General features: G+C 72.5%; 2 pseudogenes. Both read right to left on the bottom strand.

The window, feature by feature from the left end:
* Positions 1 to 102: 102 nt before the first annotated feature.
* Positions 103 to 18,960 (bottom strand): annotated as a pseudogene (locus Phou_RS54100) (SDR family NAD(P)-dependent oxidoreductase); the annotation flags it as partial.
* Positions 18,961 to 19,095: 135 nt separating this feature from the next.
* Positions 19,096 to 24,015: pseudogene (locus tag Phou_RS55950) on the bottom strand (type I polyketide synthase); the annotation flags it as partial.
* Positions 24,016 to 24,030: the final 15 nt, after the last annotated feature.

Here is a 24,030-nt window from a genome sequence, read left to right as displayed (position 1 = left end):
ACCGGAACGAGCCATCCGCTCACTGTCCGCAGCCATGCCCTGCTCCCACGGACCCCAAGCCAGCGACACCGCCGCCTTACCCTCGCCCCGCCGACGCACCGCCAACGCATCCAGGAACGCGTTACCGGCCGCATAGTTGGCCTGCCCCGCACCACCGAACACGCCAGCAGCCGACGAGAACAACACGAACGCGTCCACATCACCGGCCAGCTCATGCAGATGCCACGCGGCGTCCACCTTCGGCCGCAACACCGCCGCCAACCGCTCCGGCGTGAGCTGACTGACCACTCCGTCATCAAGCACACCAGCCGCGTGCACCACCGAGGTCACCCGATGCCTACTCAACAACGCCTCAACCTGACCACGATCGGCCACATCACACGCCTCGACCGCCACCTCGACACCAAGATCCGCAAGATCCGGGGCCCTGCCACTACGGCTGACCAGCAACAACCGCCGCACCCCGTGACGCTCGACCAGATGCCTCGCCACGACCGCACCCAACCCACCACCACCGCCAGTGACCAGCACCAAACCATCCGGATCCCACACCACCACCTCACCAGCCGAGCCACGACCCAGCCGAGCCACATGGACCACGCCATCGCGGACAAGGATCTGTGGCTCGCCGGTCGCGAGCGCCAGCTCCACGTCGACGGTGCCGTCCGTGTCCACGAGCACGAACCGGTCTGGGTGCTCCGACTGCGCCGACCGCACGAGGCCCCACACGGACGCCGCCGCCAGGTCGTCGCCGGCCACCGCGCCCCGGGTGACGATCGCCAGGCGGGAGCCGGTGGCCCGCTCGTCTGCCAGCCACGCCTGGATGACGCCGAGCACACGGGCCGTGAGGGCGTGGGTGGCCTCGACGACCGCGCCTGTCCCCTCTGCCGTCACGATCTCCGTGCCCTCGAATGGCTCGGTGGGAGTGTCCACCGCGACCCATTCGAGGCCGTACAGCGCGTCCCGCTCGACCGGCCCCCGCACTTCCGGCAACGCGCGTACCACCAGCGAGTGGACCGATGCCACCGGTGCGCCGGACGGGTCGGCCAGGTCGAGCCGGAGCGTGTCACCGGCCACCTGGGACAGTCGCATCCGGAGGGTCGTGGCACCGGCGGCGTGCAGCCGGACGCCGGACCACGCGAACGGCACGGCTAGGCCGCCCGGCCCTTCCTCGGCCGTGCCGGCAAAGGCGGCCGCGTGGAGGCTCGCGTCGAGCAGCGCGGGGTGGATGCCGAAGGATCCCGCCCCGTGAAGCTGCTCCGGCAGCGAGACCTCTGCGAACACCTCGCCGTCGCGCCGCCACGCCGCTCGCAGGCCCTGGAACGCGGGTCCGTATTCGAGCCCGGCGGCGGCCCGGCCGGCGTAGAAGTCTTCGAGATCGACGGGTGTGGCCCCGGCCGGCGGCCACGTGTCCACGGCGAACTCCGGTGCCGGTCCGCCTGAGGCGAGGACGCCGCTGGCATTCTCCAGCCACGGATCGTCCACTCCGGACCTCGTGTGCACGGCCAGCGGGCGCCGGCCGGTCTCGTCGGGCGGGCCGACGCGCACCTGCACCTGGACGGCGCCGGACTCGGGCAGCACCAGCGGCGCGGCGATGGTCAGCTCTTCGATCCGGTCGCAGCCCACCTCGTCGCCGGCGCGGATGGCCAGCTCGACGAAGCCGGTACCGGGGAAGAGCACCGCCCCACCGACGCGGTGGTCGGCAAGCCACGGGTGGGCGGCGAGCGCGAGCCGGCCGGTGAGGATGAGACCGTCGTCGCCGGCCAGCTCGACGGCGGCGCCGAGCAGCGGGTGCCCGGCGGGGGTCTGCCCGAGCCCGGCCGCGTCCCCGGTGTAGGTGGGGGCGGCCGGCCAGTACCGCTCGTGCTGGAAGGGGTAGGTGGGAAGGTCGACCCGCTTGCCGCCGGTGAGGGCGGGCCGCCAGTCGATGGTGGTGCCGGTGGTGTGCAGCCGGGCCAGCGCGGTCAGCAGGCTGGTGGGCTCGTCCCGGTTTTTGCGCAGGGTGGGGATGCCGGTGCCGGTCATCGCCGACAGCACCCCGTCCGGTCCCAGCTCCAGCAACGTGGCCCCGTCCAGACCGGCGATGTTGTCGGCGAACCGGACGGTCTCCCGCACGTGCCTGACCCAATACTCAGGATCGGTCACGTCCCCGCCGGTCGCGATCGGGATCCGCGGTGGGCTGAAAGCGAGCCCGGTGACCACAGCGCGGAAGTCATCCAGTATGGGCTCCATCAGCGGGGAGTGGAACGCGTGCGAGACCCGCAACCGGGTCGCCTTCGCAAACCGGCCCGCGACCGCCTCCACCTCATCCTCGACACCCGCGACCACGACGGCGTCCGGGCCGTTGACGGCGGCGATCGACACACCGGCCGTCAACAGAGGTGTCACCTGCTCCTCGGTGGCTCGCAGGGCGACCATCGCCCCACCAGCGGGCAGGGCCTGCATCAGGCTGGCCCGTGCCGACACCAGGCGGCATGCGTCTTCCAGCGACAGCACCCCGGCCACATGCGCGGCCGCGATCTCACCAATCGAGTGACCGGCCAGCTGGTTGGGCTTGACACCGAACGCCTCCACCAGTCGGAAGAGAGCTACCTCCACCGCAAACAGCGCGGGCTGCGCCCAGCCGGTCTGATCGAGCGTCTCGGCGTCCTCACCCCACATCACGTCCCGCAAGCCGGGGTTCAGATGGGCCAGCACCGTGTCCAGCGCGTCCGCGAACACCGGGAACCGGACATAAAGGTCACGACCCATGCCCAGACGCTGCGACCCCTGGCCGGTGAAGAGGACAGCGAGGCTGCTCGGACGGGCGACACCGCGGGCGACCTCGACGGCATCGCCGTCGGCGGCCAGCAGCACAGCACGATGCTCGAAGACTGACCGGGTGCTCAGGGAATGCGCGATGTCGGCGGGTGGGTGATCGAGGCTGCGCACCCGCTCGATGAGCGCGTCCAACGCCGCCTCGGACTTGGCAGCCAGCGGCAACGGCACCATGACGGGTTCGTGGACTGCAGGGCTCACGACCGGTGCCGGCTGTTCCAGGATCACGTGAGCGTTGGTGCCGCTGATCCCGAACGACGACACCGCCGCCCGACGCGGACGGTCCACCTCCGGCCACACTGCCTGCTCAGTCAGCAGCTCGACCGCACCCTCAGTCCAGTCCACATGCGACGACGGCGCATCCACATGCAGCGTCTTCGGCACCACACCGTGCCGCATCGCCTGCACCATCTTGATCACACCCGCCACACCGGCGGCCGCCTGGGTGTGACCGAGGTTCGACTTGACCGAGCCGAGCAGAAGAGGCCGCTCCCGATCCTGCCCGTAGGTGGCCAGCAGGGCCTGCGCCTCGATCGGGTCACCCAGCGTCGTGCCGGTGCCATGCCCCTCAACTACATCCACATCGGACGGTCGCAGCCCGCCGCTGGCCAGGGCCTGCCGGATCACCCGCTGCTGCGACGGGCCGTTGGGTGCGGTGAGGCCGTTGGAGGCACCGTCCTGGTTGACCGCAGAGCCACGCACCACCGCCAGGATCGGGTGACCGTTGCGCACCGCGTCCGACTGCCGCTCCAGCACCAGCATGCCCACGCCCTCGGACCAGGCCACCCCGTCCGCCGCGTCCGCGAACGCCTTGCACCGGCCATCCGCCGCCAACCCGCGCTGCCGTGAGAAGTCGACGAACGCGCCGGGTGTCGACATCACCGTCACGCCACCGGCCACGGCGAGGGTGCACTCACCACTGCGCAGCGCCTGCATCGCCCAGTGCATGGCGACGAGCGACGAGGAGCAGGCCGTGTCCACGGTGACCGCCGGCCCTTCGAAGCCGAACGTGTACGCCACGCGGCCGGACGCGACGCTCAGCGACGTGCCGCTGCCCTGATGGCCCTCGTAGTCACCACCGCTGAGGAGTGCGCTGTAGTCGTTGTACATCGCGCCGGCGAAGACACCCGTCTGGCTTCCGCGCAGCGAGGTGGGGTCGATCCCGGCCCGCTCGACCGCCTCCCACGTCACCTCCAGCAGCAGTCGCTGCTGCGAGTCGGTGGCCAGCGCCTCCCGCGGGCTCATCCCGAAGAAGGCCGGGTCGAAGTCGCCCGCGTCGTGCAGGAAGCCACCCTCTCGGGTGTACGAGGTGCCCGGGTGGTCGGGGTCGGGATGGTAGAGCGCGTCGACGTCCCAGCCACGGTCGGCTGGGAACGGCGTGATCGCGTCCACTCCCCCGGCGACGAGGCGCCACAGGTCTTCGGGTGACGCTACGCCGCCGGGGTAGCGGCAGGCCATGCCGACGACCACGATCGGATCGTCGCTCACCGCTGGCAGGGCTCGCGCCGGCACGGCATTTTCGGCGTCCACACCAAACAGCTCGTCGTGTACGTGCGCGGCAAGGGCGACCGGTGTCGGATAGTCGAACGCGAGCGTGGCGGGCAGCCGAAGCCCGGTCGCGGTGTTCAGGCGGTTGCGCAGCTCGACCGAGGTCAGCGAGTCGAAGCCCAGATCGCGGAACGCCCGATCGGCGTCTACATCGGACTCGCTGGCGTGGCCGAGCACCTGTGCGGCCTGCGCGCGGACGAGGTCGAGCAGCGCGTCCCGGCGGCCGGCCTCGTCCAGCCCGTCCAGGCTCCGTACCAGATCGGCGGCGACCGCGGACGCGGCGGCCGATGCCCGTCGCGGCCGTCCGCGGACCAGGCCGCGCAGTAGCGCGGGCACCTCGTCCAGGCGGCGCAGCGCGCCCAGGTCCAGCCGGACCGGGACGACCGTGCCACGGCCGGTGGCGAGCGCGGCGTCGAAGAGCGCCAGCCCTTCCTCGGCCGCCAGCGGCGGCATGCCGGAACGGGTCATGCGCTCGGAATCGGAGGCCATCCCCTGAGTCCACGGTCCCCACGCCAGCGACACAGCTGTGAGCCCCTGAGCGCGGCGGCGGGCGGCCAGGGCGTCGAGGAAAGCGTTGCCGGCCGCGTAGTTGGCCTGCCCCGCACCGCCGAACGTCCCGGCGGCGGAAGAGAACAGCACGAACGCCCGCACGTCGCCGGCGAGCTCGTGCAGGTGCCACGCGCCGTCCACCTTGGGCCGCAGGACGGCGTCGACGCGCTCGGGCGTGAGGGAGGCGACGACCCCGTCGTCGAGGAGGCCGGCCGCGTGTACGACCGCCGACACGCGATGCCGGGAGAGCAGCTTGGCGAGCGCGTCGCGGTCGGCGACGTCGCAGGCGGCCACGGTCGCCTTGGCGCCCAGCGCGGTGAGTTCGGCACGCAGCGCCGCCACACCTTCGCTCTTGGCGCCGCGCCGGCTGGTGAGCAGCAGGCGGCGTACCCCTTGTCCGGCGAGGTGTTTGGCCACGACGGCGCCGAGGCCGCCGGTCCCTCCGGTGATGAGCACGAGCCCGTCGGGGTCCCAGCCGATCCGGCCGTCGGGCGCCGCGAGGCGGCCGAGGCGGCCGGCGAGCGTCTCGCCATCGCGGAGCAACAGCTGGGGTTCACCGGTCGCGACGGCCCGTGGAAGCAGGCTGATCGACGCCTCGTCCGCGTCGACGAGGACGAAACGCCCGGGGTTTTCCGCCTGGGCCGAGCGGACCAGACCCCACACCGCCGCGGCGGCGAGGTCGTCGCCGGAGACCGCGCCGCGAGTCAGGATCACCAGCCGCGACTCGCGGTCCTCGGCGAGCCACTGCTGGAGGAGCGCAAGGGTCCGGTTGGTCAGCTCGTGGACCGCGGTGAGTGTGCCGGCGCCGCCCGCTCCGGTGAGCGAGACGACGGCGATGCCGCTGTCCGGCGGGGTGTCCACTTCGGGCGCGGCCACCCCGAAGGGGTTGGGGCCGAGGACAGCGATCGGTCCTTCGACGGCGGCGTCCATGGCAACGGTGACCCAGTCGAGCGCGAAGAGCGCCTCCCGTTCGATGCCGGGCTTGTCGACGGCGACGGGGCGGGTGACGAGACGCTCCACCGTGGCGACCGGCGTACCGTCCGGCGCGACGGCGGCGATGGCGAGCGCGCCGCCGGGCGCAGGCGTGAGGCGTACCCGCACGGCGGTCGCGCCGGACGCGTGCAGCGCGGCACCTTCCCACGCGAAGGGCAGGCCGGCCGGGCCGGTGGATCCTTCGATGGCGGCCATTGCGGCGTGCAGCGCGGCGTCGAGCAGCGCCGGGTGGATGCCGAAGCCGCTGCCGCTCCCGTCCGGCAGCTCGACCTCGGCGTAGGTTTCCTCGCCGTGGCGCCAGGCGGCCCGCAGGCCCTGAAACACCGGCCCGTACGCGAGCCCGGCCTCGGCGAAGCCGTCGTAGCAGCCGGTGATGTCGATCGGCTCGGCTCCCGCCGGCGGCCAGGTGTCCACATCGAACCCGGTCGGCCGCGCGCCGGCACCGAGCAGCCCGCTCGCGTGCTCGACCCAGGGCTCGTCCGCACCCGCCGGTCGGGAGTGGACGGTGATCGGCCGCCGGCCGTTCGTGTCTGGAGCGGCGACCCGGACCTGCACGTGGGTCGCACCCCGCTCGGGCAGCACGAGCGGGGCGGCCAGCGTCAGCTCTTCTACGCGGTCGCAGCCGACTTCGTCGCCGGCCCGGATCGCCAGCTCCAGGAGGCCGGTGCCGGGGAAAAGCACCAGCCCGCCGACGCGGTGGTCGGCAAGCCACGGGTGGGTGGTCAATGCGAGGCGGCCGGTGAACACGACCTCCTCACCGCCAGCGAGTTCTACGGCCGCACCGAGCAGCGGGTGCCCGGCGGGCGCCTGCCCGAGCCCCGCGGCGTCGCCCGTGAACGCGGATGCCGCGGGCCAGAACCAGCCGTGCTGGAAGGGGTAGGTGGGCAGGTCGACCCGCTTGCCGCCGGTGAGGGCGGGCCGCCAGTCGATGGTGGTGCCGGTGGTGTGCAGCCGGGCCAGCGCGGTCAGCAGGCTGGTGGGCTCGTCCCGGTCTTTGCGCAGCGTGGGGATGCCGGTACCGGTCAACGCGGACAGCACCCCGTCGGGCCCGACTTCCAGCAACGTGGCCCCGTCCAGACCGGCGATGTTGTCGGCGAACCGGACGGTCTCCCGCACGTGCCTGACCCAATACTCAGGATCGGTCACATCCCCACCGGTCGCGATCGGGATCCGCGGTGGGCTGAAAGCGAGCCCGGTGACCACAGCACGGAAGCCATCCAGCATCGGCTCCATCAACGGCGAATGGAACGCATGCGACACCCGCAACCGGGTCGCCTTCGCAAACCGGCCCGCCACCGCTGCTACCTCGTCCTCGACACCCGCAATCACGACGGCGTCCGGACCGTTGACCGCGGCGATCGACACACCCGCCGTCAACAAAGGCGCAACCTCAGCCTCGCTGGCCCGGAGCGCGACCATCGCCCCACCAGCGGGCAGGGCCTGCATCAGGCTCGCCCGCGCCGACACCAGACGGCAGACGTCATCCAGCGACAACACCCCGGCCACATGCGCGGCCGCGATCTCACCAATCGAATGACCGGCCAGACGATCCGGTTTCACACCGAACGACTCGACAAGCCGGTAGAGCGCTACCTCCACCGCAAACAGCGCCGGCTGCGCCCACCCCGTCTGATCGAGCCTCTCGGCGTCCTCACCCCACATCACGTCCCGCAACCCGGGGTCCAGATGCGCCAGCACCGCGTCCAGCACGTCCGCGAAGACCGGGAACCGGGCATACAGGTCACGGCCCATGCCCAGACGCTGCGACCCCTGCCCGGAGAAGAGGACTGCGAGGCTTCCTGGACGGGCGACACCCCTGGCCACCTCGACGGGATCGCCATCACCGGCCAACAGCACCGCACGCTGGTCAAAGACTGACCGGCTGCTCAGGGAGTGCGCCACGTCGGCAGGCAAATGATTAAGGCCGCGCAGCTGCTCGATCTGGGCGTCCAGCGCGGCAGCCGACCTCGCGGAGACGGCCCAGGGGACGGTGACGGGTTCGGAAGACTCGTCCCGCGGCTGGGCGGCCGGGACGTGTTCGAGGATGACGTGGGCGTTGGTGCCGCTGATCCCGAACGACGACACCGCCGCCCGACGCGGACGGTCCACCTCCGGCCACACTGTCTGCTCAGTCAGCAGCTCGACCGCACCCTCAGTCCAGTCCACATGCGACGACGGCACATCCACATGCAGCGTCTTCGGCACCACACCATGCCGCATCGCCTGCACCATCTTGATCACACCCGCCACACCCGCGGCCGCCTGGGTGTGACCGAGGTTCGACTTCACCGAGCCGAGCAGAAGAGGCCGCTCCCGATCCTGCCCGTAGGTGGCCAGCAGGGCCTGCGCCTCGATCGGGTCACCCAGCGTCGTGCCGGTGCCGTGCCCCTCGACGACGTCTACGTCAGATAGCGAGAGGCCACCACTAGCCAACGCCTGGCGGATCACCCGCTGCTGCGACGGGCCGTTGGGTGCGGTGAGGCCGTTGGACGCGCCGTCCTGGTTGATCGCGCTGCCCCGCACGACGGCGAGTACCTCGTGGCCGTGCCGCCGCGCGTCCGAGAGCCGCTCCAGCACGAGCATCCCGACGCCCTCGGACCAGCCCACCCCGTCCGCCGTGTCGCTGAATGCCTTGCACCGCCCGTCCGGCGACAGGCCGCGCTGCCGGGAAAACTCCACGAACGCGCCCGGCGTGGACATCACGGCCACACCGCCGGCGAGCGCCAGGCTGCACTCCCCACTGCGCAGCGCCTGGGCCGCCAGGTGCAGCGCGACGAGCGACGACGAGCAGGCGGTGTCGACGGTGACCGCCGGCCCTTCAAACCCGAACGTGTACGACACCCGCCCCGAGGCGATGCTTCCGGAGCTGCCGTGTCCCTGGTACCCCTCGTGCTCGGCGCCGTCGAGGAGCGCGCTGTAGTCGCTGTACATGACGCCGGCGTAGACGCCGGTCCGGCTGCCTCGCAGTGAAACGGGGTCGATGCCGGCGCGCTCGACCGCCTCCCACGTCACCTCCAGCAGCAGCCGCTGCTGCGAGTCGGTCGTGAGCGCTTCGCGCGGGCTCATGCCGAAGAACGCCGGATCGAACTCGGCCGCCTCGCGCAGGAACCCGCCGTACCGCGTGTACGAGGTGCCCGGGTGGTCCGGGTCGGCGTCGTAGAGGGCGTCGAGGTCCCAGCCACGATAGTCCGGAAACTCGGTGGTGGCGTCGACCCCGTCGCTGACCAGACGCCACAGGTCGTCGGGTGACGCGACCCCGCCCGGGTAGCGGCAGGCCATCCCGACGATGACGATCGGGTCGTCGTCCACCTTGGGCAGAGTGGAGGCGGGCACGGCTGCCGCACCGTCCACATCGAACAGCTCGTCGTACACGTAGCCGGCCAGCGCCGTCACCGTCGGGTAGTCGAAGACGGCCGTCGCGGGCAGTCGCAGCCCGGTGCCGGCGTTGAGGCGGTTGCGCAGCTCGACGGCGGTGAGGGAGTCGAAGCCCAGCTCCTGGAACGCGCGCGCCGGGTCCACGTGCTCGGCGCCGGCGTGCCCGAGCACCGTGGCGACCTGGCCGCGTACCAGATCGACAAGCTCGACGCGGCGCTCGGCCTCGCCGAGGCCGGCCAGGCGGGCGACGAGGCCGGCGGCCTTTTCGGAACGGGCGGCGGCCGACCGGCGGGAGCGACCGCGGACAAGTCCACGCAGGAGCGGTGCCACCTCGCCGGCGGCGCGGATCGCGGCCAGGTCGAGCCGGACCGGTACCACCGCCGCCTCGCCCGCCGCCAGCGCGGCGTCGAAGAGGGCCACGCCCTGCTCGATCGTGAGCGGCGGCATGCCGGCGCGCGCCATCCGTTCAGTGTCGGTCACCATGCCCTGGGTCCACGGACCCCACGCGAGCGACGCGGCCGGGAGCCCTTCGGCGCGGCGGTGTTGGGCCAGCGCGTCGAGGAAGGCGTTGCCAGCGGCGTAGTTGGCCTGCCCCGCGCCGCCGAAGACGCCGGCCGCTGATGAGAAGAGAACGAACGCGTCAAGGTCGCGGTCGCGGGTCAGGTCGTGCAGGTGCCAGGCGGCGTCCACCTTGGGCCACAGCACCGCCGCGAGGCGTTCCGGGGTGAGCGAGCCGATGACGCCGTCGTCGAGCACGCCGGCCGCGTGCACCACGGCGGTGATGGGGTGCTGCTCCAGCAGGGTCGCCAGCGCGGCCCGGTCCGCGACGTCGCAGGCGGCGACGGTGGCGTCGGCTCCCAGCTCCGCCAGCTCGGCGACAAGATCGGCGGCGCCGCCGCGGCGGCTGGCGAGGACCAGGTGGCGTACGCCGTGCGTCACCACGAGATGCCGCGCGATGACCGCGCCGAGGCCGCCGGTGCCGCCGGTGACGAGCACCGTCCCTTCTGGACGCCACGCGATCGGCGGCTGCTCGGACTGTACGCGTGCCAGCCGTGCGGCGCGCGGTACGCCGTCGCGGATGGCCAACTGGGGCTCGTCCACGCCAATCGCCGCCGGCAGCACGGCGGCCGCCGTGGCGTCGAGGTCGATGAGGACGAACCGGTCGGGGTGCTCGGACTGCGCCGAGCGCACCAGGCCCCAGACGGCGGAGGCCGCCACGTCCTCGCCGTCCACGGCGCCGCGGGTGACGATCGCGAGGCGCGAGCCGGCGAAGCGCTCCTCCGCCAGCCACTCCTGCAGGAGCCGGAGCACCCGGGTGGCCAGCTCGTGCGCGCCAAGCACCGGATCGGCACCAGGTGCCGTGGCGGTCGGGACGAGTACCACGGCGGGTGGCTCGGCGATGGCGGCGAGGTCCGGGTATGCCTTGACCGGCAGCGCATCGGCCAGTCCGAGCGGGTCGGGTCCGAGGATCGCGAGCCGGGCGGGGTCGACCGGCGTGCCGGCCGGCACCGGAGTCCAGCCGAGCCCGAAGAGCGCGTCCCTGTGGGCCGGCTGTTCCCGCTCGGCGAGCGGGCGGACGACGAGGGAGCGCACTGTCGCGACCGGCGCGCCGCCGGCGTCGGCCAGGTCGACGGCGAGCGCGCCCGCTGAGTCGCGGGTCAGCCGTACGCGCACGGCGGTGGCGCCGGCCGCGTGCAGCGAGACGTCGGTCCACGAAAACGGCACCGCCCGCTCCTCGGCGGGCCCGGCGAAGCCGGCGGCGTGCAGGCTGGCGTCGAGCAGCGCCGGGTGGATGCCGAAGCCACCGCCGCTCCCGTCCGGCAGCTCGACCTCGGCGTAGGTTTCCTCGCCGTGGCGCCAGGCGGCCCGCAGGCCCTGAAACACCGGCCCGTAGACGAAACCTTCGGCGGCGCGCTCGTCGTAGAAGCCGGTCACGTCGAGCGGCTCGGCGCCGGCCGGCGGCCATGCGCTCGCGTCGAATGTGGACTCCACCGCACCGGGCGCGATGACGCCGGAGGCGTTTTCCACCCAGGGCGCGTCGTCGTCACCGTCCGGGCGGCTGTGAATGGTGACGGTTCGCCGTGCCGCCTCGTCGGCCACGCCGGCGCGGACCTGCACCCGGAGCGCACCCTCCTCGGGAAGCGCCATCGGCGCGGCGATCGTCAGCTCTTCGATCCGGTCGCAGCCCACCTCGTCGCCGGCCCGGATCGCGAGCTCGACGAACGCGGTGCCGGGCACGAGAACAGAGCCCATGACGGTGTGGTCGGCGAGCCACGGGTGGGAGGCGAGCGAGAGCCGGCCGGTCAGGATCAGTCCGTCGCCGTCCGCGAGCTCGACGGCGGCGCCCAGCAAGGGGTGGTCGGCGGCGCCCAGGCCCGCGGCGCGCATGTCACCGGGTCGGTTCGGGACGGTGGCTGGCCAGAACCATTCGTGCTGGAAGGGGTAGGTGGGAAGGTCGACCCGCTTGCCGCCGGTGAGGGCAGGCGCCCAGTCGATGGTGGTGCCGGTGGTGTGCAGCCGGGCCAGCGCGGTCAGCAGGGTGGTGGGCTCGTCCCGGTCTTTGCGCAGGGTGGGGATGCCGGTGCCGGTCATCGCCGACAGCACCCCGTCGGGTCCCAGCTCCAGCAATGTGGCCCCGTCCAGGCTGGCGATGTTGTCGGCGAACCGGACGGTCTCCCGCACGTGCCTGACCCAATACTCAGGATCGGTCACATCTCCGGTGGTCGCGATCGGGATCCGCGGTGGGCTGAAAGCGAGCCCGGTGACCACAGCACGGAAGCCATCCAGCATCGGCTCCATCAACGGCGAATGGAACGCATGCGACACCCGCAACCGGGTCACCTTCGCAAACCGGGCCGCCACCGCTGCTACCTCGTCCTCGACACCGGCGACCACCACGCTGGAAGGGCCATTCACGGCGGCGATCGACACACCCGCCGTCAACAAAGGCGCGACCTCAGCCTCGCTGGCCTGGAGCGCGACCATCGCCCCACCGGCGGGCAGGGCCTGCATCAGGCTCGCCCGCGCCGACACCAGCCGGCAGGCGTCTTCCAGCGACAGCACCCCGGCCACGTGCGCGGCCGCGATCTCACCAATCGAATGACCGGCCAGGCGATCCGGTTTCACACCGAAGGACTCGACAAGCCGGTAGAGCGCGACCTCCACCGCAAACAGCGCCGGCTGCGCCCACCCGGTCAGATCGAGCGTCTCGGCGTCCTCACCCCACATCACATCCCGCAAGCTCGGGTCCAGATGCGCCAGCACCGCGTCCAATACGTCCGCGAACACCGGGAACCGGGCATACAGGTCACGGCCCATGCCTAGCCGCTGCGACCCCTGCCCGGAGAACAACACTGCCAGGCTGCCCGGCTGGGCGACACCACGGGCGACCTCGACGGCGTCGCCATCGGCACCAGCGAGTAGGACCGCGCGATGCTCGAAGACTGACCGGCTGCTCAGGGAGTGCGCCACGTCGGCAGGCAAATGATTAAGGCTGCGCAGCTGCTCGATCTGGGCGTCCAGCGCGGCAGCCGACCTCGCGGAGACGGCCCAGGGGACGGTGACGGGTTCGGAAGACTCGTCCCGCGGCTGGGCGGCCGGGACGTGTTCGAGGATGACGTGGGCGTTGGTGCCGCTGATCCCGAACGACGACACCGCCGCCCGACGCGGACGGTCCACCTCCGGCCACACTGCCTGCTCAGTCAGCAGCTCGACCGCACCCTCAGTCCAGTCCACATGCGACGACGGCGCATCCACATGCAGCGTCTTCGGCACCACGCCGTGCCGCATCGCCTGCACCATCTTGATCACACCCGCCACACCCGCGGCCGCCTGGGTGTGGCCAAGGTTCGACTTGACCGAGCCAAGCAACAGCGGACGCTCACGATCCCGGCCATACGTGGCCAGCAGCGCCTGCGCCTCGATCGGATCACCCAGCGTCGTGCCCGTACCGTGCCCCTCCACGACATCCACATCGGCCGGCGACAGGCCACCACTGGCCAACGCCTGGCGGATCACCCGCTGCTGCGACGGACCGTTCGGCGCCGTCAGGCCGTTGGAGGCACCATCCTGATTGACCGCACTGCCACGCACCACCGCCAGGATCGGGTGACCGTTGCGCACCGCGTCCGACTGCCGCTCCAGCACCAGCATGCCCACGCCCTCGGACCAGCCGACCCCGTCGGCGCTGTCCGCGAAGGCGCGGCACCGGCCGTCCGGCGACAGGCCCCGCTGCCGGGAAAACTCCACGAACGTGTGCGGCGTCGAAATGACAGTGACGCCGCCGGCCAGCGCGAGTGAGCACTCCCCGGAGCGCAGCGCCTGCATCGCCCAGTGCATGGCGACGAGCGACGAGGAGCAGGCGGTGTCCACAGTGACCGCCGGCCCTTCGAGCCCGAGCGTGTACGCCACGCGGCCGGAGGCGATGCTGCCCGCGCTCCCCTGCCCCTGGTACCCCTCGTGCTCGCCGCCGTCGAGGAGCGCGCTGTAGTCGTTGTACATGACGCCGGCGAATACCCCGGTCTGGCTGCCGCGCAGCGACGTCGGGTCGATGCCCGCCCGCTCGACCGCCTCCCACGAGACCTCCAGCAGCAGCCGCTGCTGCGAGTCCGTCGCGAGCGCCTCCCGCGGGGACATCCCGAAGAATCCGGCGTCGAACTTTCCCGCGTCGTGCAGGAAGCCGCCCGAGCGGGTGTAGGTGGTGCCGGCCTGGTCGGGGTCGGCCGCGTACAGGCCGTCGACGTCCCAGCCACGGTTGGTCGGAAACTCGGTGATGGCGTCGGCACCCTCGCTCACCAGCTGCCAGAGGTCGTCGGGCGAGGCGACGCCACCCGGGTAGCGGCAGGCCATGCCAACGATCACGATCGGGTCGTCGGTGAGGGCGAGAGCGGTACGGGCTGCCGCCGGCTCCGCGTCCTCCGTCCCGAAAAGCTCCTCCAGCAGGTACCCGGCGAGCGAGCGCGGCGTCGGGTAGTCGAAGACGAGCGTGGCGGGCAGCCGCAGTCCCGTTGCAGTGCCGAGGCGGTTGCGCAACTCCACGGAGGTGAGCGAGTCGAAGCCCAGCTCCTGGAACGCCTTCGCCGGATCGACCCGCTCCGCGCCGGCGTGACCGAGGACGGCGGCGACCTGCCCGCGCACAAGTTCGAGTACGGTGTCACGCCGCTCGGCCTCGTCCAGCCCGGCGAGGCGCTGTGCCAGGCCGCGCGAAGCCTCCGAGGCCCTGGCCCGGCGGACCGGCGTGCGGATGAGGCCGCGCAGGATCGGCGGGATCTCACCGGCCGCACGGATCGCCGGCAGATCCAGCCGGATCGGCGCGACGACGGGCTCACCGGTCGCCAGCGCCGCGTCGAGGAGCGCCACGCCCTGCTCGGCGGTGAGCGGTGGCATTCCCGCGCGGGCCGCCAGTTCGGCGTCGACGGCCATGCCTTCGGTCCACGGGCCCCACGCCAGCGACGCCGCCGGGAGCCCTTCCGCTCTGCGGTGTGCCGCCAGCGCGTCAAGGAACGCGTTGCCAGCCGCGTAGTTGGCCTGACCCGCACCGCCGAAGACACCGGCCGCGGACGAAAACAGCACGAACGTCTCCACGTCACGTGCCAGCTCGTGCAGGTACCAGGCGGCGTCCACCTTCGGCCGCAGCACGGTGTCGAAGCGTTCCGGCGTCAACGACTCGACAACACCGTCGTCGAGCACCCCGGCCGCGTGCACGACGGCGGTCACCGGGTGCCGCGCCAGCAGCTCGGCCAGCGCCTCCCGGTCCGCGACGTCGCACGCCACTACGGTCACCTCGGCGTCCAGCTCCGCCACCAGGTCGTCGCCGCCACCGCGACGGCTGGCCAGCACCAGCCGCCGCACCCCGTGGTGGCTGACGAGGTGCCGCGCCACAATCGCGCCCAACCCGCCGGTGCCGCCGGTGATGAGCACCGCGCTGTCCGGACCCCACACGGGTGCGTCCGGCGACGAGGCAGGCACCCGCGACAGCCGCTTGGCGTACACCTGGCCCGCGCGGATCGACAGCTCCAGCTCGTCGGACGCGGCGGCCGCGGGGAGCAGCGCCGCCGAGGCCGGGTCACTGTCGAGCTCGACAAGGCCGAACCGGCCAGGGTTTTCCGCGGCCACCGACCGCACCAGGCCCCAGACGGCGGCGGCCGCCAGATCGCCCGGCCGGGTCACGAACACCAACCGGGCGCCGGTGAACTCCTGGACGAGCCGCAGCACCCGCGTGGTCAGCTCGCGCACGGCGGTCGGTACGTCAAGCCCGGTGGGCGCCTCCACCTCGACAAGCTCGACGCCTGTCGGCGGCTGTGCCTCCGCCAGCGCCAAGGGCGTCCACTCCGGACGGAACAGCGCTTCGTCACCGGCCGCCGGCGCGGTGGCCGAGCGCACCACGAGACCGTCCACCGAGACGACGAGCCCACCGGCAGGATCTGCCGCGGCGATCGCCACCGTGTCCTCGGAGGTACGCGTCAGGCGGACCCGCAGGGCGGTTGAGCCTGCCGCATGGAGGGACGCGCCCTCCCAGGCGAACGGCACACCACCGGGCGGCATCCCCACGTCCGAGGCGCCGAGTGCGTGCAGCGCGGCGTCCAGGAGAGCCGGGTGGATGCCGTACGCGGTGGCGTCCGGTACCCGCTCGGGGAGGGCGACCTCGGCGTAGACCTCGTCGCCGCGCTGCCATGCCGCGCGCAGCCCTTGAAACACCGGCCCGTACACGAATCCACCGTCGGCGAGCCGCTCGTAGAGGCCGTCCACCGGCACCGGGGACGCCCCGGCGGGCGGCCACGTGGCGGTGTCGAACACCACCGGGCGGCCTCCGTCGCCGAGGAAGCCGGTGGCATGGGCGGTCCACGGTGCGCCCTCGGCGCTGTCTGGTCGGGAGTGGACGGAGAGCGGCCGGCGTCCGGACGCGTCGGCCCCGCCGACCCGCACCTGTACCTGAACGGCACCGGCCTCGGGCAGCACGAGGGGCGCGGCGAGCGCCAGCTCCTCCACCCGTTCGCAGCCGACCTCGTCGCCGGCGCGGAGGGCGAGTTCGAGCAGGGCTGTCCCGGGCACGAGCGCCGCACCGAGGATCGCGTGGTCGGCGAGCCACGGATGGGAGCGGAGCGACAGCCGGCTGGTGAAGAGCACGCCCTCGCCACCGGCGAGCTCGGCGGTGCCGCCGAGCATGGGATGCCCGGCCGGCGTGAGGCCGAAAGCGGCCGCATCGCCGAGGCTGGCGAGGCTGGACGGCCAGAACCACTCGCGCTGGAACGGGTACGTGGGCAGGTCGACGCGGCGGGCGCCGGTGCCGGCGAAGTAGGCCGGCCAGTCGATGCCGGCTCCGGAGACGTAGAGCTGGGCGAGGGCAGCGAGCAGTGCCGCCTCTTCGGGCCGGTCCTTGCGCAGAGCCGGGATGCCGTCGCCGACGAGCGCGGACAGCACGCCGTCCGGGCCGATCTCCAGGAAGACCGAGCCCTCCAGCGACGCCACCGCGTCGGCGAAACGGACCGTGTCCCGCACATGCCTGACCCAGTACTCAGGATCAGTCACATCACCGCCTGCCACCACCGGCATGCGCGGCTGCGCGAACGTCAAGCCCGACACCACAGCCCGGAAATCGTCGAGCATCGGCTCCATCAACGGTGAGTGGAACGCGTGCGACACCCGCAACCGCGTCGCCTTCTCAAACCGCGAAGCCACCGCCGTGACGGCGCCCTCGTCACCGGCAATCACGACGTTGGAAGGGCCGTTCACGGCGGCGATCGACACGTCTTCGGTCAGCAGCGGCAGCACATCGGCCTCGGCGGCACGCAACGCCACCATCGCCCCACCAGCCGGCAACGCCTGCATCAACGACGCACGCGCCGACACCAGACGGCAGCCGTCCTCCAGCGTAAGCACACCCGCGACATGCGCCGCCGCCACCTCACCGATCGAATGACCAGCCACCTGATCGGGCGAGACACCAAACGACGACATCAGCCGGAACAGCGCCACCTCAACCGCGAACAACGCCGGCTGCGCCCAACCCGTCCGCTCCAACAGCTCACCGTCGACACCCCACATCACATCCCGCACACCCGGATCCAGCTGCGACAGCACCTCGTCCAGAGCAGACGCGAAGACCGGGAAACGCGCGTACAGCTCACGACCCATACCCAGCCGCTGCGAACCCTGACCGGAGAAGAGCATTGCGAGCGGCGCGGTGACCGCCACGCCACGCGCGGCCTCGATCACGCTGTCGCCGGCGGCCACCAGCACGGCGCGATGCTCGAAGACCGACCGGCCGGTCAGTGAGATGCCCACGTCGGCGGGCGGGATGTCGAGGGCGCGGAGCTGGTCGATCTGGGCGTCGAGTGCGGCCGCCGACCGCGCCGACACCGGCCAGGGTGCGTAGGCCGGTGAGTCGGCCAGCTCGACCGTGTCCGCGGCCGGTGGCGCCTGCTCCACGATCACGTGGGCGTTGGTACCGCTGATGCCGAACGACGAGACCGCGGCGCGGCGCGGCCGGTCGACCTCCGGCCAGGCCACCGTGTCGGCCACGAGTTCCACGGACCCGGCGGCCCAGTCCACATGCGACGACGGCGCGTCGAGGTGCAGCGTCCTCGGCACCACGCCGTGCCGCATCGCCATGATCATTTTGATCACGCCGGCCACGCCCGCGGCCGCCTGGGTGTGCCCGAGGTTCGACTTGATGGAGCCCAGCAGCAGCGGCTCGTCCCGGTCACGGCCGTACGTGGCCAGCAGCGCCTGCGCCTCGATCGGGTCACCGAGCGTGGTGCCCGTACCGTGCCCCTCCACGACGTCGACGTCCACCGTGGACAGGCCGCCGCTTGCCAGGGCCTGGCGGATGACGCGCTGCTGCGACGGCCCGTTGGGTGCGGTGAGGCCGTTGGACGCGCCGTCCTGGTTGATCGCGCTGCCCCGCACCATCGCGAGGACACGGTGACCGTTGCGGATCGCGTCCGACCGCCGTTCCAGCACGAGCATGCCGATGCCCTCGGACCAGCCCACGCCGTCGGCGGCGTCCGCAAAGGACTTGCACCGCCCGTCGGCGGCCAGGCCGCGCTGCCGGGAAAACTCCACGAACGGGCCCGGCGTCGACATCACCGTCACGCCGCCGGCCACCGCGAGCGTGCACTCGCCCGCACGCAGCGCCTGCGCGGCCAGGTGGAGCGCGACGAGCGACGAGGAGCAGGCGGTGTCCACGGTGACCGCCGGGCCTTCGAAGCCGAACGTGTACGCCACGCGGCCGGAGGCCACGCTCGCCGAACTGCCGCTGCCTTGAAACCCTTCGTAGTCGCCGCCCTCGACGAGCGTGATGTAGTCGCTGTACATGACGCCCGCGTACACGCCGGTCTGGCTGCCCCGCAGCGTGGCGGGGTCGATGCCGGCCCGCTCGACCGCCTCCCACGTCACCTCAAGCAGCAGCCGCTGCTGTGAGTCGGTCGCGGTGGCCTCACGTGGGCTCATCCCGAAGAACTCGGCGTCGAACCAGCCCGCGTCGTGCAGGAATCCGCCGTCGGTCACGTGCGTCCTGCCCGGCCGGTCCGGGTCGGGGTCGTACAGCGAGTCCAGGTCCCAGCCGCGGTTGGTGGGGAAGCCGGTGATGGTGTCGGTGCCGTCGAGCACGAGCCGCCACAGGTCCTCGGGTGAGCGGACGCCGCCGGGGTACCGGCACGCCATGCCGACCACCACGATGGGATCGTCGGCGAGCGACGGCAGCGCCCGGACCGGTGTGGAGACCGCCACGTCGGTACCGACAAGCTCGTCGACAAGATGGTCGGCGAGGCTTGCGGCGTTCGGGTAGTCGAAGATGAGCGTCGCCGGCAGCCGAAGGCCGGTGACCGTGCCCAGCCGGTTGCGCAGCTCGACGGCGGTCAGCGAGTCGAAGCCGAGCGCCTGGAACGCGCGCGACGGATCGACCGAGCCTGCGGTCGCGTGGCCGAGCACCTGGGCGACCTGGCCCCGCACCAGGTCGAGCACGATCTCGCTCCGCTCCTGCGCGGGCAGTCCGGCGAGGCGCTGCGCCAGGCCCTCGGCGGCGGCGGACATCGCCGCGACGCCTCGACGCGCCGGTGTCCTGATCAGCCCGCGCAGCAGCGACGGTACCTCGCCACGGGCACGGAGCGCCGCCAGGTCGAGCCGCACCGGCAGCAGTGCCGGTTCGCGGGTGGCGAGTCCGGCATCGAAGAGGGCGACGCCCTGCTCCACCGCGATCGGAGGCGTGCCGGAGCGGGTGACGCGGTCCACATCGGACGCGTTCATCGCGCCGGTCATGCCGATCTCGGTGGTCCACGGCCCCCACGCCAGCGAGGTGGCGGGCAGGCCGGCAGCGCGGCGGTGGCGCGCGAGGGCGTCCAGGAAGGCGTTGGCGGCCGCGTAGTTGGCCTGCCCAGGGCTGCCGAACGTCCCGGCGGCCGAGGAGAAGAGCACGAACGCGGTCAGGTCGAGGTCGCGGGTCAGCTCGTGCAGGTGCCACGCCGCGTCGACCTTCGGGCGCAGCACCGTGTCGATCCGCTCCGGGGTGAGGGAGCCGACGACACCGTCGTCGATGACGCCCGCGGTGTGGACGACGCCCCGGATCCGGTGGCCGGCGAGCGCCGCGGCGAGCGCGTCCCGGTCGCTGACGTCGCAGGCCACGACGGTGGCTTCGGCGCCGAGCGCGGCAAGCTCCTCGACCAGCGCGGCGGCACCCTCGGCGGCTGGGCCGCGGCGGCTGAGCAGCAGCAGGCGGCGTACCCCGTGGGTGGCCACAAGGTGGCGGGCGAAGACCGCACCGAGGCCCCCGGTGCCGCCGGTGACGGCGACGGTGCCTTCCGGGTCCCACTCGACGGGCTCGCCGACCGTCCCGGCACGGGCGAGCCGGGGCACCCGCACCTCGCCGTCGCGGACGGCGACCTCCGGCTCGTCCACATCGAACACCCACGGTGGGATGTCCGCGTCACCGTCCAGGGCGACGAGGCCGAGGCGGTCCGGGCTCTCCGACTGCGCCGACCGTACGAGCCCCCACATCGCGGCGGTGGGGAGGTCGTCGCCACGGGTGAGGAAGACGAGCCGGGAGTCGGCGAACCGCTCCTCCGCGAGCCAGCGCTGCAGCAGGTCGAGCGCGCGGGTCACGACCGCGCGGGTCGCCGCCGGAGTGTCCAGGCCGGACGGTGTGGCCACCTCGACGAGCACGACGGGCGGTACGGGACCGCCGTCCTCCAGGTCCTCCCAGTGGACCGGCCGCCGCTCACCCGCCGCCGGCGCCGGCGGCAGGGGCACCCAGTCGATGCGGAAGAGCGAGTCGGGGTCGACTGCGCCACCGCTCAGCTGCTCGGCCGGGACCTTCCGGACGACGAGCGACTCGATCGACGCCACCGGTCCGCCGGCCGGGTCGCTGACCACGATGGACACCGCGTCGTCAGCGGTACGCGCCAGCCGGATCCGCACGGCTGTCGCACCGGAGGCGTGCAGCGAGACACCTTCCCAGGAGAACGGCAGCCCACCACTGCTGATCGAGCCGAGGTCGGCGAACGCGACCGAGTGCAGCGCGGCGTCGAGCAGTGCCGGGTGGAGGAAGAACCGGCGTGCCTCGCTCTCGACCGCCTCGGGCAGTGCCGCCTCGGCGAATACCTCCCCGTCGCGCCGCCACCCGGCGCGCAGCCCCTGGAAGACCGGGCCGTAGTCCCACCCGGCCTCGGCAAGACCCTCGTAGAGGCCGCTGAGGTCCACGGGTTCCGCGCCGGGTGGTGGCCACGCCGGTGCCAGCGGCACGGGCTCGGACGGCGGTGCCGCGCTCACGGCACCGGTGGCGTGCGGGGTCCATGCCGCGTCCGGCGCTCCCTCGGGCCGGGAGTAGACCCCGACCGGCCGGCGGCCACTCTCGTCGGCGTCGCCGACGCGGACCTGCACGTGGACCGCACCCCGTTCCGGCAGCACGAGCGGCGCGGCGAGCGTCAGCTCCTCGACGCGCGTGCACCCGACGCCGTCGGCCGCCCGCAACGCAAGCTCCAGGAAGGCGGTGCCGGGCACGAGCGTGCGCCCGAGCACGACGTGGTCGGCGAGCCACGGGTGGGTGCGCAGCGACAGCCGACTGGTGAAGATCGCGCCTTCCCCGTCGGCCAGATCGACGGCGGCACCGAGCAGAGGGTGTTCGACCGATTCGAGGCCGAGGTCGGCGGCGTCGCCGGAGCGGCCGATGCCGGTGGGCCAGTAGCGGACGTGCTCGAACGGGTACGTCGGAAGGTCGACCCAGTGCGCGCCGGTGCCGGCGAAGACAGGGGCCCAGTCCACGCTCACGCCGGTCACGTGGAGCCGGGCGAGGGCGGTCAGGAACGCCGTCTCCTCGGACCGGTCCTTGCGCAGCACCGGAACACCGCCGGTCAGCGCCGACAGCGCCCCATCCGGCCCGATCTCCACCACGGTCGCCCCACCCAACGCCGTAACCGCGTCGGCGAAACGGACCGTGTCCCGCACATGCCTGACCCAGTACTCAGGATCAGTCACATCACCGCCTGCCACCACCGGGATGGCCGGCTGCGCGAACGTCAGGGTCGACACCACAGCCCGGAAGTCGTCGAGCATCGGCTCCATCAGCGGCGAGTGGAACGCGTGCGACACCCGCAACCGCGTCGCCTTCTCAAACCGCGAAGCCACCGCCGCGACCGCAGCCTCGTCACCCGCGACCACCACGTTCGACGGGCCGTTCACGGCAGCGACGGACACGCCCTCGGTCAGCAGCGGCAGCACGTCAGACTCGGCGGCACGCAACGCCACCATCGCCCCACCAGCCGGCAACGCCTGCATCAACGACGCACGCGCCGACACCAGACGGCACGCATCCCCCAGCGACAACACACCCGCGACATGCGCCGCCGCGACCTCACCGATCGAATGACCGGCAACGTGATCCGGACGCAGACCAAACGACGACACAAGCCGGAACAGCGCCACTTCGACCGCGAACAACGCCGGCTGCGCCCAACCCGTCTGCTCCAACAGCTCGGCATCGGCGCCCCACATGGCATCGCGCACGCCCGGATCCAGCTGCGACAGCACCTCGTCCAGAGCAGACGCGAAGACCGGGAAACGCGCGTACAGCTCACGACCCATACCCAGCCGCTGCGAACCCTGACCGGCAAACACCATCGCCAGTTCGCGCGGCTCGGCGGCGCCCCGCGCCACCTCCGTCACGTCGCCGGCTGAGGCGAGCAGGACGGCCCGGTACTCCAGCGGCGCACGGCCGGTCGCGAGTGAGTACCCGACGTGGAGCGCGCCGTCATCGAGTCGCGCCGAGACGCGGGCGACCTGCTCGTCGAGTGCCGCCGCGCTCGCCGCGGAGACGGGCAGCGGTACGACGGCGGGCGGCGCGGTGGCGTCCGGCTCGTCCGCCGCCGCGGGTGCCTGCTCGACGATGACGTGCGCGTTCGTGCCGCTGATGCCGAACGCGGAGACGCCCGCCCGCCGCGGCCGCCCGGTCTCCGGCCACGGCACGGCCGAGGTGAGCAGCGCGACCGAGCCGGCCGTCCAGTCCACATGCGACGACGGCTCGGTCACGTGGAGCGTCTGTGGCAGCAGGCCGTGCCGCATCGCCATGACCATCTTGATGACGCCGGCGACGCCGGCCGCGGCCTGCGCGTGGCCGATGTTCGACTTGATGGCGCCGAGCCACAGCGGACGTTCGCGCCCCTGGCCGTAGGTCTCCAGCAGCGCCTGCGCCTCGATCGGATCGCCGAGCGTGGTACCGGTACCGTGCGCCTCCACCGCGTCGACCTGGTCGGGCGTCAGGCGGGCGTTGCCGAGCGCTGCCCGGATGACCCGCTGTTGCGACGGGCCGTTCGGGGCGGTCAGGCCGTTCGATGCGCCGTCCTGGTTGATGGCCGAGCCGCGGACGACCGCGAGGACGCGGTGACCGTTGCGCTGCGCGTCGGAGAGGCGCTCCAGCACGAGCACGCCGGTGCCTTCGGACCACCCGGTGCCGTCGGCCGACTCGGAGAAGGGCTTGCACCGCCCGTCCGGCGCCAGCCCGCCGCCCTGCGAGGTAAACGAGATGAACGCCGACGGTGTCGACATCACCGTGGCGCCACCGGCCAGGGCCAGCGAGCATTCGCCGCCGCGCAGTGCCTGTACCGCCCAGTGCAGCGCGACGAGCGACGAGGAGCATCCGGTGTCGACGGTGACCGCCGGCCCCTCAAGGCCATACGTGTACGAGAGCCGCCCGGAGATGACGCTCGCCGCGAAGCTGGTGCTGGAGTACGCGTTGATGTCGGCGTCGGAGTTGAGCGCCACGTCGGCGTAGTCCTGCCCGGTGGTGCCCATGAAGACGCCGGTCTGGCTTCCCCGCAGCGACGACGTGGGTATGCCGGCCCGCTCCAGCGCCTCCCACGACACCTCCAGCAGCAGCCGCTGCTGCGGGTCCATCGCGAGCGCCTCGCGCGGCGAGATGCCGAAGAAGCCGGGGTCGAACTCGACCGCGTCGTAGATGAAACCGCCCTCGCCGGTCAGGCTGCTGCCGTCGCCGGTACCCGAAAGCGCGTCGAGGTCCCACCCGCGGTCCTGCGGAAACCCGGAGATCTCGTCGCGCCCCTCGGCGACAAGCTGCCACAGCTCCTCCGGTGAGGTGACCCCGCCCGGAAACCGGCACGCCATACCCACGATGGCGATGGGCTCCGCCGCCGCCGCGACCAGTTGCTGGTTTTGCTGTCGCAGCCGCTCGATCTCCTTCAGCGACGACCGCAGCGCCTCGACGTACTGGTTGGTGGAGGTGGTCATAGGGCTCACTCCGGT

Source organism: Phytohabitans houttuyneae (genome assembly GCF_011764425.1).
Classification (GTDB): domain Bacteria; phylum Actinomycetota; class Actinomycetes; order Mycobacteriales; family Micromonosporaceae; genus Phytohabitans; species Phytohabitans houttuyneae.
Note: the sequence above shows the minus strand (reverse complement) of the source record. Positions and strands in the feature narration are given on the sequence as shown.